We start from the raw sequence: 17,473 nt of genomic DNA on the forward strand, positions 1-17,473 counted from the left end.
GCTCAAGCTATAGAGGAATATATCAAATACTATAACGAAGAAAGGATAAAGAGCAGATTAAAAGGCTTAACTCCGAAAGAATATCGGAATCAAGCCTCTATTAATCCTATGTTTTAAAATGTCTACTTTTTAGGTCCCACTTCAAGTATTAGGAATGAGGTGTGTTTTTTTGTATAATGCAGTGGTATTGAATGAGAAAAGGGGAAGAAAATGGCACAATTATCGCTATTCTTAGTTGTATTATTGGCGTTAATCATTCCAATATTTATGGCTCGTTTCCAGATTAGCAATGTTCCAACCGCGGTAGCCGAAATTATCGTGGGGATTGTGATGGGATCGAGTGGTTTTAACCTGATTACGTCCACGCATGATCTGACTTTTTTGTCTAACCTCGGCGTGATTCTACTGATGTTCTTATCAGGGATGGAAATCGATTTTGACTTATTACAAAGAAAGAATAATCCAAAGAGTAAATCACAATCTGGCAAGATGGTTGATCCATTAAAGACTGCAGTTATGGCCTTTAGTGGGGTCGTCATTATGGCTGTTGCACTCGCCTTTGTTTTGAAAGCCATTGGCTTGTTCAGCGAAGTCATGCTGGCTGCAATTATCTTGATGACTGTTGCTCTTGGCGTGGTTATTGCTACTTTAAAGGAAAAGGATATTTTGAGTCGGCCAATTGGACAGACGATTTTGTTAACGGCTGTTCTTGGCGAAGTTATTCCATTACTTTTATTAACGATCTATGCATCAGTTAATGGTGGTAATGCGGAACAATTATGGTTGATTATCCTATTATTCTTAGCCGCAATTTTTCTTTTGCGTCGATTCAAGCAACCATATTTATGGTTTGCCAAGGTAACTAAGGCGACTACACAGCTGGATATTCGTTTGGCATTCTTCTTGATTTTTGCATTAGTTACTGTAGCTGAAAGAGTTGGTGCCGAGAACATCTTGGGTGTCTTCTTAGCCGGAATGGTTATGAAGTTACTTGAGCCAAGTGAAGCAACTAAGGACAAGTTGACCTCAATTGGTTATGGATTCTTTATTCCTATTTTCTTCATTATGACAGGGGTAGGACTTAACCTGCGTTCACTGTTTGCGCGTCCCTCATCATTAATGTTGCTTCCAGTCTTGGTTATTTTCTTATTAATTGCCAAGTTGCCAGTTGTGTTAACTTACATGCGCTATTTCCAAAAGCGTAATGCCTTTGCAGGTGGATTTTTAACAGCAACTACTATTACGATTGTTTTGCCAACCTTGCAAGTAGCTAGAAAGTTGCATGCAATTACTTCAACGCAATCTGATGCCTTTATCTTGGCGGCAGTTATCGTATGTATTTTGAGTCCGATTGTATTTAATTCCAACTTTGTCTTGTCACCTGAAGACAGAATTAAGAAGACAGTTACCTTCATTGGGGCCAACGCCTTCACTGTGCCAGTAGCACACGACTTGCATGATAATTGGTACTCAATCAAGATGTTCACTGACAATAAGAGTAGCTATGAAACTTATGATAGTCGAGTAGAGAATATTACGCTTTTGCCTGATTTAGATAAGAAGACGCTGGAAAAGGCTGGCGCATTTGACTGTGACATCTTCGTGGCGGCAAGTCATGAAGATGAGAACAATGCTGACCTTGCACGAGAGGCAAGAAGTGTTGAAGTAGAGCGTGTAATTGCACGGCTAGGTCAAGTTGATTCAGATACTGTGGAAGAATTTAACCAAAAGGATATCGAGATCTTCAACTTTACCAACGTTCGTTCAGCCTTGATGCGGGCATTGATTGAATCACCAACCGTGTACCGGATTATCACTGATACGAAGAATGTTCTTTACTCAGTTCGCGTGAAGAATACGCATTACACTGGCCGTCCTTTGGCGGATCTGGAATTCATTGACAAGATTACGGTTAGTCGAATCTGGCGTGGCGATCAATGGTTGATTCCACACGGCTGGACTGTGATTGAACCGGGGGATGTTTTGGTATTCTCTGGTGAGTTCAAGGTGGCTGATCAGGTACGTAACTTGCTTAGTCATGAGTAAGATGGTTTATGATATAATAATTTAAAGCTGGTAATTAGATTGACTATCCATTAATCGGTCGAATATAACACGAAAACCGTTACCTAAATTTGTGGAATAGGTAACGGTTTTATTTTGATGTGGCTGGTCAGATACGCAATTTGTTTGAGCATGAATAAATATTTAAGCTATGTAAAATTATTAGATTCATGCTATAATAATACTGAAATCGGTAAATAGATGATTGATTTATCCATAATCGGTCAAATATAACACAAAAACCCTTTACCTAATGGTCTGAATAGGTAAAGGGTTTAATTTTGTGGGCTAATTATGCCTACGTTTGTGTTGCTTATGCTGACGACGAGTTAGCCATTTGTCGAAAAGTTTCTCTAACACATGAGAAACTACAGCAATTAGTACAGGCAACACAAAATTGGTAAATAAATGATTACCCATTTTTCGGTCTCACCTCCTTTCAAAGGGGAGGTACATAGGCATAAAAGTATTTTATCATTAGATATATGACAAGAAAAGTAATCTTTTTTAAGGCAATTGATTAAATGTGCAACTTGCTTAGCTATGAATAATGAATGAAAAGTTATGCTATAATAATGAAGATTGATTTATGCATTTAGTTGCAAAATTCAACACAAAAACCGTTACTTATAGGTAATGTTTTTAATTTTGTGGACTAATGGTGTCTGTGCTTGTGTTGCCGATGCCGACGATCATCTAGCCAATAATCGATCAACTTCTCTAGTACATGAGAGGTTACAGCAATAATTACTGACAACACGAAATTAATAAATAAATTGTTTTGCATTAAATCGGTCGAATATAACACGAAAGCCGTTACCTAAATTTGTGGAATAGGTAACGGTTTTAATTTGTATTAAGTTTCATTTTTTAAACTAAGTTATTATAGTAGATACAAAGCATCAAAAGTGTATGTATAGGAGAGTGCCATGGCTTCACATAATACAAAACACCTTTAAAAAAATATAAGCAAGCAGGATTGCAAATCTACCGATGAAAATCATGAAGTAGATGAATTTGTTGAGAAATTCATAGCAGATCATCAAGAGTTATTCGATAGTCTAAAGGACATGTGATGACTAAATGTAGTCATCACAAAATAAGCATCCCTTTTTGGGGGATGCTTATTATTTTTATCTTTTCTATTCTTTATTCCAAAGTATTGCGAGCCGCAGTCAAAATCTGCATTGATTCAAGGGTGTTCACAAATGCTTCGTCAGCCTTAACTGTATCATGATGATCAATGATGTCGCTGAATGCATTGAACTCACTAGTCATACGGTGCTCATACTTGTTCAAGTGGTATGTCTTAGGTTCTTCGTTACGCATCTGAACGGTGAAGTTGTCGAGCGCACCCGTTGAGCCATCGATATAGATGCTGCCTTTTTCACCTTCAATAAATGAGCGTGGCGTTACATAGCTATCTTTTGAAGCGGTGAGGGATGCTTGTTTATCAGGGTAAGACATGTGCAAGATGCCTGACGTATCAACACCTTTTTGCATGTTTGCATAATACTGAACCTTATCAGGCAAGCCAAACAAGGCCGCTACAAGGTGGATGTTATAGATGTTCAAGTCCATTAAGGCGCCACCATCTTTTTTCGGATCAAAGACCGGTGCAATCTTACCTTCAAGGAAAGCGTCATAACGGCTAGAGTATTGCGTGTAGTTCATGTTGATGATATGAATTGGAGCAATATTCTTCAATTCTTTTTGAATTTGCTTGAAGTTCTCCAAATAAAGGTTGGTAATTGCCTCAATAATAATCAGATCTTTTTGATCAGCAAGCTTCTTCAATTCTTCAGCTTGAGCAGTACTTTCAACAAATGGCTTTTCGCAAATCACATTCTTGCCATGCACAAGTGCCATCTTGGCAATCTCATAGTGAAGGAAGTTTGGCACAGCAACGTAAACAGTGTCGACATCAGGATCAGCCATCAATTCTTCGTTGCTAGTGTAAGTCTTCTTAATGCCATATTGCTTGGCTAATTCCTGGGCAATATCTTTACTTCTAACCGTTGATGAAATAGCCGCTAATTCAAGGTTGTTAATTTTATCAGCAGTCTTTAAAAAATCGTGGACAATCATTCCACTTCCGATAATTCCTAATTTCATGATAAACCTCTATTTCTTACTATTGGTAGTTGGCAATTCTTTTGCATTAGTTGCAGAAGCTGGCACCTTCAAGAAGTCGTGGCTACCAAAGTTGCCATAGCTTTGACCAACTTTGACCGTCATTGTTTTGCCTAAAGTCATATTAACGAAGACGTTGAAGTTAGCTAACTTCTTATCCTTCACAATTGCCTTAACTGTCATGCTCTTGTATTTAGCCAATTTGGAAATTTGCTTAAAGACCTTAGCTTGGCCGGTGCTTTGAGCAGTTGTATTAAAAATTGGGGCGGTAGCTTTCTTCATTAAAGCTTGATCTGTCAACTTAGCCGTTAAAGTATAAGTCTTTTCCTTCTTGTTATACTTCATCTTGTAAGCTTTAACCAAAGTGCTACTTGGATTATGAATCAAATGATTATTCATAATCGCATCAGTTAAGTCCGCATATGAGTGGCCCGTCAATTTTTCAAGATCAGCTCTGTACCATGTGTCACGACCATGGAGGTAGACATTATTCAAGTTGACCCATTCTTCGTTCGAGCTGGCTTTGCCCTTGCTAGTCGTCTGATTAGTAATATGGTAGACAGTTGATTCACCGCCGAATGTGGTGCTGCTTGCCGCAACTTGACTAGAAGTATCGGTGCTAAGCGTTACTGATTGGATAACTTGACCGCTTCGGAAGTCCTTTTTAGCTTTTTGAACCACTTGATCTTTAGTTAAAACAGGATCTGCCTTTTTCTGCTGGCTGCAGCCGCCAAGTAAGAAGAGGGTAGCTAACGAGATGCCAATAAATATTTTTTTTAACTTCATAATAATTCTTGATTCTCCTATTATTACTTTGGTTCTATTATAATAGAACCAAAAAGTTCGAAACTAGTTATATTTGAACTGTGAAATTAATTATTCCTCTTGATTTTGCCGAGGTCAACTGCGCCTTTTTTAACAGTAGCTGGAACTGTCAAACTCTTAATTTGATCGATCTGATCGGCATTCATGCTAAAGTTTTTCTTCTTACCATCATCTTTATAAGTAGAAGCAACCTTTACATCATTAATATTGTAGTTTTTATCAACGTCAATCGTGATTTCATTGCTAATAGGCTTCACGCTGTCTAAATCGATACCGATGAGGGCAGTGACGGCAGAATCGGAGACGATAGCATTCCAAATTTTCTTGTTGTTTCCTTTATAAGTGAGGACGTAGTCGTTACTATTTTGCTTAACCTTGAACTTACTGCTTACGCTAGTGAAGGGGTCGAGCATGTTGTTTAAGCTATCTGTTAAAACAGAATATGAACTATTTTTGGCTACCTTAGTCTTGAACCAGCGATTGGTGCTGGTGCCCTTCATCTGGATGTAGTTGGTATTACCTTCAATCCACATCTTATAGTGGTTGGAAGTTGTTGCTACATTGGCATAGATGACTGTTGGATTTTTAACGTATTGGCTTTCAGCTTTTTGAACAGTTTGACCATTTTCAACTTCATTCCAAGTGACATGCATTGAGTTGAACTTAGTCTTTTTGGCCTTAGTTAAGATAGTTTTAGCACTTGGCAGGGTATCTTCTTTTTTAGTAGATTGGTTGTTTGAACAACCTGCTAAAAGCAAGACGAAGATGCCAAGAATACTAATGATGAATTTTTTGTTTTTGAATACCATAATTTGCACTTCTTTTTATGTAACATTAATGAATAAGTTATCACAAAAGCCAAAATAATTGAAACAATGTCTAAAAATTAATGTTTTTTTGTCATATCTCTATGAAAAAAACTGCGAAATGTGTAAAATATGGGTGAAACTATTGAATTTTAAAAGGAGATATTTCATGTCAAAATTAGTTTTAATCCGTCACGGTCAAAGTGAATGGAACCTTTCAAACCAATTTACTGGTTGGGTTGACGTTAACCTTTCAGAAAAAGGTGTTGAAGAAGCTAAGAAGGCTGGTCGTTTAATCAAGGAACACGGTCTTGAATTTGACCAAGCTTACACTTCATTATTAACTCGTGCTATCAAGACTTTGCACTACGCACTTGAAGAAAGTGACCAACTTTGGATTCCAGAAACTAAGACTTGGAGATTAAATGAACGTCATTACGGTGCTCTTCAAGGTTTAAACAAGAAAGCTACTGCTGAAAAATATGGTGACGAACAAGTTCACATTTGGCGTCGTTCATACAATGTTTTGCCACCAGCTATTGATGATGACAACGAATTTAGTCAAGCACATGACCGTCGTTACGCAAACTTGGATCCACACATCGTTCCTAAGGCAGAAAACTTACACGTATGTCTTGACCGTGTAATGCCATTCTGGGAAGATCACATTGCTCCAGACTTACTTGACGGCAAGAACGTAATTATCGCAGCTCACGGTAACTCACTTCGTGCTTTGACTAAGTACATCGAAAACATTTCTGACGACGACATCATGAACCTCGAAATGAAGACTGGTGAACCAGTTGTTTACACATTCGACGAAAACTTGGATGTTGTTAACAAGGAAAAGTTGGACGACTAATTAAATAGTGATTATTCACACAAGAAGAACTTCGAATTTTTCGAAGTTCTTTTATTTTAGGACAAAAAAAGACATCCCATAGGGATGCCTTCTTTTATCAACTTGCTCCAAAAATTGTAATAATATAATTTATTTCATTTCATATTTTTTGGAACAAGTATATTATATTATAAATAAAGAAAAACTGCCATTTTTTTCTAAGGAAAGAGGCAAAAATATGAAAATCTTAGTAACTGGATTCGATCCTTTTGGCGGTGAAAAAATTAATCCGGCCATTGAAGCCGTAAAAAGACTGCCAGATGAAATCGATGGTAATCAAATTGTTAAGTTAGAAGTGCCAACAATTTTTTATCAAAGCGCTCAAGTTGTAAAAGAGGCCATTATCAAAGAAAAGCCAGACATGGTAATTAATGTTGGCCAAGCTGGCGGCCGCAGCGCAATTACGCCAGAGCGAATCGCCATTAATTTTCAAGCGGGCTCCACTCCAGATAATTCTGGCAAGGGTCCTAAAGAAGGAAAGATTGAAGAGGATGGCGCCGACGGATATTTCACACAATTGCCAATCAAAAAAATGGTCACTGCAATGAGAAAAGCTGGCATCCCTGCCGAAATTTCTAATTCAGCAGGCACCTACGTCTGCAACCACCTTTTCTATGAAGTGCAATACATGCGCCAAAGCAAGTTTCCAAACCTCAAGGCAGGCTTCATTCACATTCCATTTTTGCCAAGCCAAGCTAAAAATGGTCGCCGTCCATCCATGAATTTAAATGACATGATAACCGGGTTAACCGCTTCCATCAAAGTGGCAGTAGCCAACTAAGAATTGACAGTACCCCCTTTCAAGTGCTATTTTTGACATTGGAATTAAAGTTGGGAGAAAAATATGCAAACAATTGATAATTCTCTCTTTCAAGTCTCTGTTGATGAGAACGGGGCCAGAGTGGCTCACTTAATATCTGTAACAGATAATTTTGATTATCTCGCAAGTGAGGCTAAAGAGGGTATGGCAATTGCTTTTCCAGTGATCAATCATGATAATGACTGGGCCAGCAAAGTGCCTTGGACTGTCGTTGATAAAGGCGATACTCGAATGAGTCTGACCTTAATTGATACACCGGAAAGCTACAAGAGTTTCCCTTATCATTTTGAAGTGATGACCACTTATGCCCTAGAAGGCAATCAAGTAGAGGTAGACTTTTATCTAAAAAATTCTTCGCATAAAGAAATGCCATTTTCACTGGGCTTTGTTCTACCAAATAATTGGCCACGTGAAGAGAGCATCAACAAAATCAATTTAAATAATGGAAAACATGAAATCGATGTTGCTTCGACTGATTTTAAATTGAATGTAGAAGAAAATCGTGTTGTCGCATTTACCGATGAGATTAGGCTTGGAGCAAAAAGTAACAAAAAATTTGCTTTAAGTTTGACTTTAAAGTAAAAATAAGTAATGATTTCAATAAGATATAAGAAGCAGGTCAGCGATGATTTGCTTTTTTTGTTATAATACACTCAATGTGAATTTACATATAGGTATGGCTTATGGAGAAAAAAAGAAGATTTCATCCTCAGGGAACACGAGTGCAAAATTATAAATATAAAAAAAAACATATTTGGTCGTGGATTATGGGTTTGATTGTATTAGTTGGTATTGGTGCAATAATTGCGTACTTTACTGCTGTATATGTTAAGACCAAGAATGCGGTCGATAAAACTTACGATCCGTACACTGCAGTAAAAACTACAGGTGAATTTAATGGAAAAAAACGCTTTGCTGTACTGCTTATGGGTACTGATACCGGTGCTTTGGACAGAACAGAGAAGCGAGGCAGAACCGATACCATGATTTTAGCTGTAGTTAACCCTGCAAAGAAGAAATATACTCTGATATCCATTCCACGTGATACGATGGCACAAATGGTAGGAAGCGAAAACTTCAAGACTGAAAAGATCAATGCAGCCTATGAACTAGGTGGAGCAAAGATGTCGATGGATAGCGTTTCAAAATTGATCAATGTGCCAATTAAGTATTATGCCGTTGTTAACATGGGCGGGATCATGAAGATGATTCGCTATGTTGGTGGGATTAATATCAGGCCAACGCTTAGTTTTGAATATGGCGGCTATATCTTTAAGAAGGGCAAGTTAACGCATATGGGTGGTGCTGGCGCACTTGCTTATTCAAGAATGCGTTATGATGACCCTAGAGGCGACTACGGCAGACAAGAAAGACAGCGTCAAGTAATTACAACCTTGATTAAGAAGGCTGTTTCTGTTAGTTCGCTCTCAAACTTAGATTCGATCTTAACGTCAGTTTCAAGCAACGTTAGAACTAACTTGCCATTTAGTGCGTTACAACAGATCGCAATGAATTATCGAGGCTGTGCTAAAAAGACATCCAGTGACTACTTGCATGGCTACAATGCGATGATTGATGATGCCGCTTATCAAGTTCAGCCAACTAGTGAATTGCAACGAATCTCTGATTTAGCGCGCAGCGAATTAGATCTTGAAAAAGAAACTATCAGCAATAACGAAACTTACCAAAATGAGCGTAATATTGCTAACGGTTTCAGCTTCAAGAGTGGCAAGACGCAAGACTATCACATTTATGATTACACAGACGCAGATACAGGAGATGATGATAATTGATGACGCCAATTTATGCGACGCTAATTGGTTATCTCTTTGGTAATTTCCTGACGGCGATGATTGTCGGAAAAATTTTCTTAAAAATAAATCCTACTGAATATGGTTCACATAATCCTGGAACAGCCAATATGGGTGCTGTTTTTGGTAAAAAATGGGGCATTCTAACATGTCTTGGTGATTTGCTTAAAAGCTTAATTGCCTTATTTATTGTTTATTTTGCCTTTCCAGCTCATATTAATATTGCTTTTTGCGGACTTGGTCTAATACTTGGGCATTGCTTCCCATTTTGGGATCACTTCCGCGGCGGCAAAGGCGTTGCCGTTGCAGCTCAAGTAGCAGTATTTTATGATTGGAAGGCTGGTTTTGCGACTTTGCTTGTAGCTTTAGTGTTAACAGCAATCATGCAAAATTTGACGATTCCGCCTTTAGTGTTTATGCTTTTATTCAGTGTTTATGAATTTTTGCAAAACCAAGAAGCAGGAATCATCTTCATGGTGATTACTTTGATCATGGTCTTCAAGTTCTGGAAAGATATCATTGATTTCTTCACCGGTCACGGCAAGAAAGTCGATATTTTGTATTCAATTAAGAAAAAACTTGGGATCATCAAAAAGTAATGGCAAAAAGAATTTTTTAGTAAGGACATAGACTAAGAAAATGAGTGAGATTAAGAAGAAAAAATCACTAAATGTTGTCCAAATTATTTGTATAATTGTGGCAGCATTTTTCATGCTAGTGCAAATGTTCTCATGGGGTAGCTTATTTGGCAGACTGCCACTTAGCACTTTGATGAGATACATTCCTGGACTACTTGGACGCAGTACGATGGTGCTTGTGCCTATGGTCTTTGGTGCTGTGTACAGCAAGAAGAAGGTTCATCCAACTGAAGCCTTTAGATTCTGGATTATAGCAGTAGTTACACTAGTGTTGCTGTATTTGGCTAACTTCTTTAAGCGGCCAGGCAGCTTTAACATGTGGAAACTATGGGGCGTATTTTTCCCAGTATTGACTAGTACCTCAGTGCTGCTTGCAGGTTTGATTTTCAGTATGTTGGCTCAACCATATATTTATGAGTTGCAACACCGCATTACTGCTAAACAAAACTTGCTTTTGCTTAGTGCATTAACACTGGTCGGCTTTGCCACAAGTGCGGGTACGATCGTCTTCAACTATTCAATTTATGGCGTCTACCTGATCTTGTACTTTGCTTGGGGGATGTTCCTAGCAAACGTTAAGATTCCTAAGAAGGTCTTTGGCTGGACAATTGCCTCAGGGATTTTCTCATTCTTTGTAATGTTCATTGGTGTTCCTGGATTTAACGGTGTTTACTGGTACCAACGTTTGTCTGGTCGTAGCGGCGTTTACTCATGGAATCCAAAATTCTTAAGCAACATTGCATCACCATTCTTATTCTTAATGGTGCTTGCCGCATTCTTAATTTTCAGAAAAGTAATCGTTAGCTTCTCTGCTAAAGAAATGCGCTTCTTTATTCCAGTAGTTGTCTTTATGGATGCTCCAATTATTGGAGGCTTCGTAAAGTCATTCCGCTTTACTGGTAGTGCCGGCTTCAACAAATTCTTGATGATCATCTTAATGATGATTGTAGCGTTTGCTTTAGACTGGCTATACGATAAATATTTATTTAGAATTAAACCAATCAGAAATGCAGTCGCATTTTTGAATAAACATGACAACTTAGCAGAAATCGTTGAAGATGTCTGGAAGAACTTCACTGCTTGGGTAGTTGAAAACAGAGTAAGACTTCTTACATGGGGCTGGTTCTATGTATTAAGTTTTGCTTCATTCTTGATTGAATCTGATAACTTACGTATTCAGATTACGACTGCCACTGACATTAACGCAGTTATCTTCTTGCTCGGGACTAGATTCTTCGCCATTATTTTGACGGCAATCTTCCTCGATGCGATGTTTGCGATTTTCTACTTCATTACTACGCGTTACTGGACCTCAACTATTCTGGTCAGCGTAATCACAATTGGTTGGGCTATTGCCAACAAGATTAAACTTAACCTTCGTGGTGAACCAATTTACCCAACTGAAATTGATGAAATTGTTAACTGGAAGACCTTGCTTCCAATGGTCGGACAACAAAAAGTAATTATGATTGCTATTGCATTGGTAATTGTGATTGCATTATGTGTCTTCCTTGAAATTAAGGTTCCAATTAAGAAAAAGGGTTCATGGAAGCGTCGTGGAATTTGGGCATTGCTCAGTTTGCTTTTGTTCATGACTCCAGCTCGCTTTAACCACGATGGCGGCATGATCTGCCACATTAACCGTGGTTTTGACAACAAGCAATCATTCAGAAACCCTGAACGTGATATCCAAATCAACGGTCCACTTTTGAACTTCTTGAACTACTTCGACTTGCAGATTATGAATAAGCCATCTAACTATTCAGAATCTACAATCAAGCATTTGGATGAAAAATACAGCAAGATTGCTGACGAAATTAATAAGACAAGAAAGAATACTTTAAAGGATCAAACTATTGTCTACAACTTGAGTGAAAGTTTTGTAGATCCATATACTTTCCCAACTATTAAGATTGATCCTAAGACTCCAAACCCAGTTAAGTTTATCCAATCAATGCAAAAACGTGCCACTTACGGTAGCATGCTTAGTGCCGGTTATGGTGGTGGTACTGCCAACATGGAATGGGAAACTTTGACCGGATTTAACATGGGTATGTTCAAGTCAACTTTGACTCCATATGTTCAAATCGTGCCAAACTATGACTTCTACCCAACTATCGGTATGGACTTCAATTACAAGTCAGCCGTTCACCCATTCATTGGTACTTACTACTCAAGAGTAGAAGACTACAAGAGATTCAAGTTTAACAAGTTCGTTTACCTTGGTTCTAAATACAAGATCATTGATCAAAAGAAGCTTGGTAAGAGTACTTACAACTCTGACTTCACCACTTATGCTAACGGTTTGAGACAAATCAACAGCATGAAGGGTGGACAATTCATTAACTTGATTTCTATTCAAAACCACATGCCTTACAACAACTGGTATCCAAACAACGAATACATGGGTAAGGTATCTGGTGAACTCTTCAACACCGCTGCTGTACGTGAACAGATGGCAACTTACATCAAGGGTACTCAATACACCGACAAGGCAGTTAAGAAGTTTATTGGTCAAATTGATAAGATCAAGAAGCCAATTACTGTTGTCTTCTATGGTGACCACTACCCAAGTATCTTGTCACAAAACTACACTGGCAGATATCCTGTTCAAATGCACTCAACTCGCTACTTCATTTACTCAAACAAGTATGCAAGAGAGCACGGTGCTAAGAGTAAGTTGACTCACAACACTAACTTTGTTAACACTAGTGACTTCACTGCCATGATGCTTGAACAAACTAACACTAAGGTAACTCCTTACCAAGCACTTTTGACTGAAGTACACGAGAAGCTTCCTGCAATTACCATTAACTTCAATGGTGACAAGGGCTTCCAATTAGTTGACCAAAAGGGTCACTTTGTAGATCCTAAGAAGCTTACTTCAGAACAACAAGCTATTTTGAACGATTACGAAATGGTTCAATACGATATGACCGCTGGTCAAGCTTATGGTTTGAAGGCTAAGGGCTTCTACAAGATGAATAATTAAATTCGAGAATAAAGACGAAGGTTTTGCCTTCGTCTTTTTCTTTTCTTGAAATAACGGTTGACTAAATGCAGTTTTCTAGTTAAGATCATAACTAACGATAAGTAGCGAATCAATTCAGTGTTCAGAGAACTAGCATTTTGGTGAGAGCTAGGCAGGTTGATTTTAGCGAAATACTGATAGGGTGGTTTCTTTATCAACCAGTAGAGATGCCGTAAGGCATGAACGTGGGTGGTACCACGGCTAAAGATGATAATTAGTCGTCCCTTGAGAATATTCTCAAGGGGCGTTTTTTATTGGAGGAAATTATGGCAAAATTTGATATTTTAGAAGATTTGAAGTGGCGCGGCGCCATTAATCAAGAAACTGATGAAGAAGGCTTACGCAAGTACTTAGCTGAACACGATGATTTGGCTCTTTACTGTGGTACTGACCCAACTGGTGACTCACTTCACATCGGTCACCTTATCCCATTCATGATTTTGAAGAGATTCCAAATGGCAGGTTACCACCCAGTAATTTTAATCGGTGGTGGTACTGGTGTAATCGGTGACCCATCAGGCCGTAAGACTGAACGTGTTTTACAAACGGCAGAACAAGTTAAGCACAATGAAGAAAGTTTAACTAACCAAATGAAGAAGTTATTTGGTACTGAAAACTTTGAAATCAGAAACAATGCTGAATGGCTTGGCAAGCTTAACTTGATCGATTTCTTGCGTGACTACGGTAAGTTCTTCCAAGTTAACAACATGATCAACAAGGATGTTGTTGCTAGCCGTCTTGAAAATGGTATTTCATTTACTGAATTCACTTACCAAATTTTACAAGCTATCGACTTCTACCACTTGAACAAGGATGATGGCGTTCAATTACAAATCGGTGGTAGTGACCAATGGGGCAACATCACTGCAGGTATCGACTTGATCCACAAGCTTGAAGGCGCAGATCGTCCAGCATTTGGTTTAACTATTCCATTGATGCTTAAGGCAGATGGTACTAAGTTTGGTAAATCAGCTGGTGGTGCTGTATGGCTTGATCCTGAAAAGACTAGTCCTTACGAATTTTACCAATTCTGGATTAACCAAGACGACCGCGATGTTGTTAAGTACCTTAAGTACTTCACTTTCCTTAGCCGCGAAGAAATTGAAGACTTGGCTGAAAAGACTGAAAAGGAACCTTGGAAGCGTGCTGCTCAAAAGAAATTGGCAGAAGAAGTTACTAAGTTCGTTCACGGTGAAGCAGGCTTGAAGGAAGCTCAAATGATTACTGATGCTTTATTCTCAGGCGACATTAAGAACTTGTCAGTAACTCAAATTGAACAAGGCTTGAAGAATGCTCCAAGTGCAGAAGCTGGTTCAGAAAAGAAGAACTTGGTTGACTTCTTAGTTGATACCAAGATCGAACCTTCAAAGCGTCAAGCACGTGAAGATATCAAGAACGGTGCTATTTACGTTAACGGTGATCGTGAACAAAGCGTAGACTTTGACGTTGATCCATCAAGTGCATTTGATGGTAAGTACGTAATTATCCGTAAGGGTAAGAGAAAGTACACTTTGGTTACAGTTAAATAAATGAAAATTAAAAGCATTAGAATATAAGCTGTACCGTGTCAAGTAGACAGCTAAAAAATATATACTAATTGTTAATCAGCTCGCATAAACATGCGAACTGATTTTTTTATTTTTCCCGAATTTTTATAGCATTCATATTGTCTGATTTTGTGTTTAATCTCTTTGTTTGAACTGTATTTTGCTTCTTTCCTGATTTCTCTAGCTGTTTTACTATTAAATCGTTAATCGTTCTTGTGTATCATGACTGATATAATACTTTATTGTTTTATCAAAGACTTGTTTCGTTTCTTCATAGTTGTTTACGTCTGGATACATAATCATTCTCATTTTCTTTATCAGCCTTCTATCGGGTTATTATCAAATACAGCAACCGATTCTGGACATTGATTGTATCGTGTTGTGTTGCTTTAAGTATACAGTTCGAACAAATTGAAATCCTCGATTACTATTAAGCACTGCATGATCTATTTGCTTCATTATCTCAAGCTTCTTTAGTACATGTTTTTAGTACGTGTTCAACTAAAGCAGTATCATTGTTATTGGCTTAAAGTATAGTCAACTGGGAAACTGTCATAGAGATTTTAAATAGTGCAGAGATATATCTTTTGATTTGTTTTGGGAATCTTTTTTCGGTAATATCAGTACACTATTTTTCATGAGGCTTAGAGGCATTAAAATCTTGTTGCAAAATAGCTGTTTTTTTAGTTCAAGCGGCTCTATGACATGAGGGGTAGTACTAGTTTCTAAAACTTCTGCAGGTGGATAGGATCTTTCATTATTTAACTGCTTTGAGTTTAACTTCATAACTAAATCCGCTTTTTTAGTATAGTAGTATCTAATTAATTGAAACGTAAACCATAGATGTTTTTTGTCAAGCAGGTGAAGGTGGCTAGCAAGTTTTTAAATCATATACAGAAGAACCTAAGTTAGGTCCAATAGTGGATAAATCGAAGTTCAAAAGATTAATGTAAAACCAAGATAGCCAACTAAGGGGGGATGGAAGATGAGAGATGGGCCCCTGTCTGGGTAGGCAAGTTAAATTGAGAAGCCTTTATGATGAGGTTAGATTATAAAGAAATTAAAGTTTGTAAGACAATATTTCGCTATGAATAAAGCTCAAATAGTTCGAATAAGGAGATAGTCTGTTACAAGGAAGACGTAATCTTTGATGGTAAACCTACTGGGATGCTTCTGGACATATTTACGAGTGGAAATAGGGCTATCATGAATTATGATGAATCAGGATTACCTCAAAAAAGTCACAAAGGGTCATAATAAAAGAGATGTAGAAGTAAATATGAAATTAGTGAGTGTTTTAAGAAATATTAAGCAGAGATTAGATAGTCTATTAAATGTTTTTAAGTTATTAATAAATATACATTTTTTAGAATTAGCGGTAAGAGATCTTTTTAAGAATTTTAACTTTCATATACAGAATAATTCAACAGGTAATCTTTCGAGTTATAATTTCAGGATATCAATGGTTAATTAAATTCTACTTTGGAAAAATAGGTAAATAGTAAGTCTTTTCTTTTTAGCCTGATTTTTCTTGAAAGTAAAGGAAGATATTTTAGTTAAATCTAATAAGCTGGGTATATTGCAAGTTGATTCAATATCTTTTTTTATTAAATATAGAAAAAAAGAAAGGTGGTTACTTAATCTTTAGACTGGGACGTAAAAATTATACAAATACTTGCTTTAGCTGGTTGGAGCTTATCAATCAGAATTAAGTTTTTAGTCTGTTCTTTATTCTTTAATTATTTGTAATAGTTCTCGAGATTATGACATTTATATTCTTAGCAATAGGATATTTTTGTCTAACTATAAATTTTATGGGCTAATGGTTATAGCACTTCTGATAATGTTGTAGTTAGATATTAAAGGCAAGCCTTTGTTTTGAGCTAAAATTGTAAAAATATAATTCAAGCTGGTTTTAAATCCTTGTTTTAGTTCAGTGACCATATGAGCTATTTATTGTGATGTTTTGGATCGGTTCTTCTTGATAACGATATTAATACCTGTTAAAGCCTGGATGATATTTTTCATTTGAGTTCTCTGGTAAATGACCTATTAGGCTTATCATAAATTTTATTGCCACAGACAGCAAGCTATTATTTAATTATGTAGCTTAAGTCTTGAGGATTCAAATTTGATTCAAAGACTTATTGTATCAATTACTTTATTTTTTACTCATCATAAATTCTAAGTTTTGGATTTTATTTAATTTAGACATAATAAAAACCGTAAAAGTGTCCAACTTTTATGGCTTATTTTAAAACGTGTTTTTTAATAATTTCAATTATTTAATTTGAAAAATGAAACTGTCTAAATTTTATTCGTAAATTTCTTCGATATCGATATCTACAACGTAAGCGTTTGGTGCGCCTGCTTCAGTAGCGATCTTCTTTTGGTAATCGTCATCTTCGTGAATGTGAGCAGTACCCTTGATACGTACGTTAGTGTGAGATGGAACGTCAGCTACAACAACAGCAGCCTTTGAACCGTTCTTTAAGTTCTCGTATGCGTGTGCCTTAGTCTTTTCAAGGTATTGTAAGTGACCGTTGTCGAGCACCTTCATTGATTGCTTAGGACCAACTTGTGGCTCACCGTTTGCATCAACAGTTGAAAGGTAAGCCAAGTGAGTCTTGAAGAATTCGATTTGCTTGTCAGTAAGTTTAGTTGAGTCTAATTTTTTCATATATAAGTCCTCCTCAAAATGTTTACTTGTTAACTTAATTATATAGATCTGTAACAATAAAATAATTGATATATATCAAGAAAAATCAATTTTTTGTTTCTTTAACCTATATTTTATGAAGAGGTATAGAAAAAGTCTAAGAAAACGCATTAGCGGTAAACAAAACATTCTAAGCTTAATAGTGAATTGATTATCCGACGGGATAGTCGATTCACTA

At 37.1% G+C, this 17,473-nt stretch carries 13 protein-coding genes; 9 read left to right on the forward strand and 4 right to left on the reverse strand.

The annotated features are described in order from the left end of the window. On the forward strand, window positions 1-117 hold a 117-nt coding region (locus RDN22_RS08455), incomplete at its 5' end, for an IS3 family transposase (RefSeq protein WP_308554877.1). A gap of 93 nt (window positions 118-210) precedes the next feature. Then, the gene (locus tag RDN22_RS08460; RefSeq protein ID WP_308557461.1) at window positions 211-2,046 is read left to right on the forward strand and encodes a cation:proton antiporter; all 1,836 of its coding nucleotides are present in this window, start codon (window positions 211-213) and stop codon (window positions 2,044-2,046) included. 1,167 nt (window positions 2,047-3,213) lie between these two features. On the opposite strand, the gene RDN22_RS08465 is transcribed toward RDN22_RS08460, so the two are convergent. From RDN22_RS08465 to RDN22_RS08475, 3 genes are all read right to left on the reverse strand, one after another. Next, a complete protein-coding gene (locus tag RDN22_RS08465) occupies window positions 3,214-4,179 on the reverse strand; it encodes a Gfo/Idh/MocA family oxidoreductase (RefSeq protein ID WP_308557463.1) in 966 nt (321 codons plus the stop codon). 9 nt (window positions 4,180-4,188) lie between these two features. Further along, the gene (locus RDN22_RS08470; protein WP_308557465.1) at window positions 4,189-4,983 is read right to left on the reverse strand and encodes a hypothetical protein; all 795 of its coding nucleotides are present in this window, start codon (window positions 4,981-4,983) and stop codon (window positions 4,189-4,191) included. Between the two features lie 86 nt (window positions 4,984-5,069). Continuing rightward, window positions 5,070-5,831 carry a DUF6612 family protein gene (locus tag RDN22_RS08475; protein ID WP_308557466.1) on the reverse strand — a complete coding sequence of 254 codons (762 nt, stop codon included), beginning with the start codon at window positions 5,829-5,831 and terminating at the stop codon, window positions 5,070-5,072. 166 nt (window positions 5,832-5,997) lie between these two features. On the opposite strand from RDN22_RS08475, the gene RDN22_RS08480 reads away from it, so the two are divergent. The 7 genes from RDN22_RS08480 to tyrS all read left to right on the forward strand — a co-directional run bounded on the left by RDN22_RS08480 (window position 5,998) and on the right by tyrS (window position 14,558). Continuing rightward, on the forward strand, window positions 5,998-6,690 hold the full coding sequence (locus RDN22_RS08480) for a 2,3-diphosphoglycerate-dependent phosphoglycerate mutase (RefSeq protein WP_308557468.1): 693 nt from the start codon (window positions 5,998-6,000) through the stop codon (window positions 6,688-6,690). Window positions 6,691-6,907: 217 nt separating this feature from the next. Further along, the gene (gene pcp / locus RDN22_RS08485; RefSeq protein ID WP_308557470.1) at window positions 6,908-7,510 is read left to right on the forward strand and encodes a pyroglutamyl-peptidase I; all 603 of its coding nucleotides are present in this window, start codon (window positions 6,908-6,910) and stop codon (window positions 7,508-7,510) included. A 63-nt stretch (window positions 7,511-7,573) separates the two neighbouring features. Continuing rightward, window positions 7,574-8,131, forward strand: a complete 558-nt coding sequence (locus RDN22_RS08490) for an aldose epimerase (RefSeq protein ID WP_308557471.1) — start codon at window positions 7,574-7,576, stop codon at window positions 8,129-8,131. A 101-nt stretch (window positions 8,132-8,232) separates the two neighbouring features. Continuing rightward, complete coding sequence (locus RDN22_RS08495; RefSeq protein ID WP_308557472.1) at window positions 8,233-9,342, forward strand: LCP family protein; 1,110 nt, start codon at window positions 8,233-8,235, stop codon at window positions 9,340-9,342. Beyond that, on the forward strand, window positions 9,342-9,959 hold the full coding sequence (locus tag RDN22_RS08500; protein ID WP_308557474.1) for a glycerol-3-phosphate acyltransferase: 618 nt from the start codon (window positions 9,342-9,344) through the stop codon (window positions 9,957-9,959). Before RDN22_RS08495 ends, RDN22_RS08500 begins: the two co-directional genes overlap by 1 nt. Window positions 9,960-9,999: 40 nt before the next feature. Next, entirely contained in the window at window positions 10,000-12,990 is a 2,991-nt protein-coding gene (locus RDN22_RS08505; RefSeq protein WP_308557476.1) for an LTA synthase family protein, read from the forward strand. A 305-nt stretch (window positions 12,991-13,295) separates the two neighbouring features. Further along, a complete protein-coding gene (gene tyrS, locus RDN22_RS08510; protein ID WP_308557478.1) occupies window positions 13,296-14,558 on the forward strand; it encodes a tyrosine--tRNA ligase in 1,263 nt (420 codons plus the stop codon). Between the two features lie 2,332 nt (window positions 14,559-16,890). Here the strand turns inward: tyrS and RDN22_RS08515 are convergent. After that, window positions 16,891-17,256 carry a pyridoxamine 5'-phosphate oxidase family protein gene (locus RDN22_RS08515; RefSeq protein ID WP_308557479.1) on the reverse strand — a complete coding sequence of 122 codons (366 nt, stop codon included), beginning with the start codon at window positions 17,254-17,256 and terminating at the stop codon, window positions 16,891-16,893. Between the last annotated feature and the right edge of the window lie 217 nt (window positions 17,257-17,473).

Source organism: uncultured Lactobacillus sp., assembly GCF_902491705.1.
Lineage (GTDB): Bacteria > Bacillota > Bacilli > Lactobacillales > Lactobacillaceae > Lactobacillus.

Coding starts and splice junctions, on each gene's coding strand:
- RDN22_RS08515 (WP_308557479.1), bottom strand. CDS start 17,256: ATGAAAAAATTAGACTCAACTAAACTTACTGACAAGCAAATCGAATTC.
- RDN22_RS08505 (WP_308557476.1), top strand. CDS start 10,000: ATGAGTGAGATTAAGAAGAAAAAATCACTAAATGTTGTCCAAATTATT.
- RDN22_RS08460 (WP_308557461.1), top strand. CDS start 211: ATGGCACAATTATCGCTATTCTTAGTTGTATTATTGGCGTTAATCATT.
- RDN22_RS08465 (WP_308557463.1), bottom strand. CDS start 4,179: ATGAAATTAGGAATTATCGGAAGTGGAATGATTGTCCACGATTTTTTA.
- RDN22_RS08470 (WP_308557465.1), bottom strand. CDS start 4,983: ATGAAGTTAAAAAAAATATTTATTGGCATCTCGTTAGCTACCCTCTTC.
- RDN22_RS08500 (WP_308557474.1), top strand. CDS start 9,342: ATGACGCCAATTTATGCGACGCTAATTGGTTATCTCTTTGGTAATTTC.
- pcp (WP_308557470.1), top strand. CDS start 6,908: ATGAAAATCTTAGTAACTGGATTCGATCCTTTTGGCGGTGAAAAAATT.
- RDN22_RS08475 (WP_308557466.1), bottom strand. CDS start 5,831: ATGGTATTCAAAAACAAAAAATTCATCATTAGTATTCTTGGCATCTTC.
- RDN22_RS08490 (WP_308557471.1), top strand. CDS start 7,574: ATGCAAACAATTGATAATTCTCTCTTTCAAGTCTCTGTTGATGAGAAC.
- tyrS (WP_308557478.1), top strand. CDS start 13,296: ATGGCAAAATTTGATATTTTAGAAGATTTGAAGTGGCGCGGCGCCATT.
- RDN22_RS08495 (WP_308557472.1), top strand. CDS start 8,233: ATGGAGAAAAAAAGAAGATTTCATCCTCAGGGAACACGAGTGCAAAAT.
- RDN22_RS08480 (WP_308557468.1), top strand. CDS start 5,998: ATGTCAAAATTAGTTTTAATCCGTCACGGTCAAAGTGAATGGAACCTT.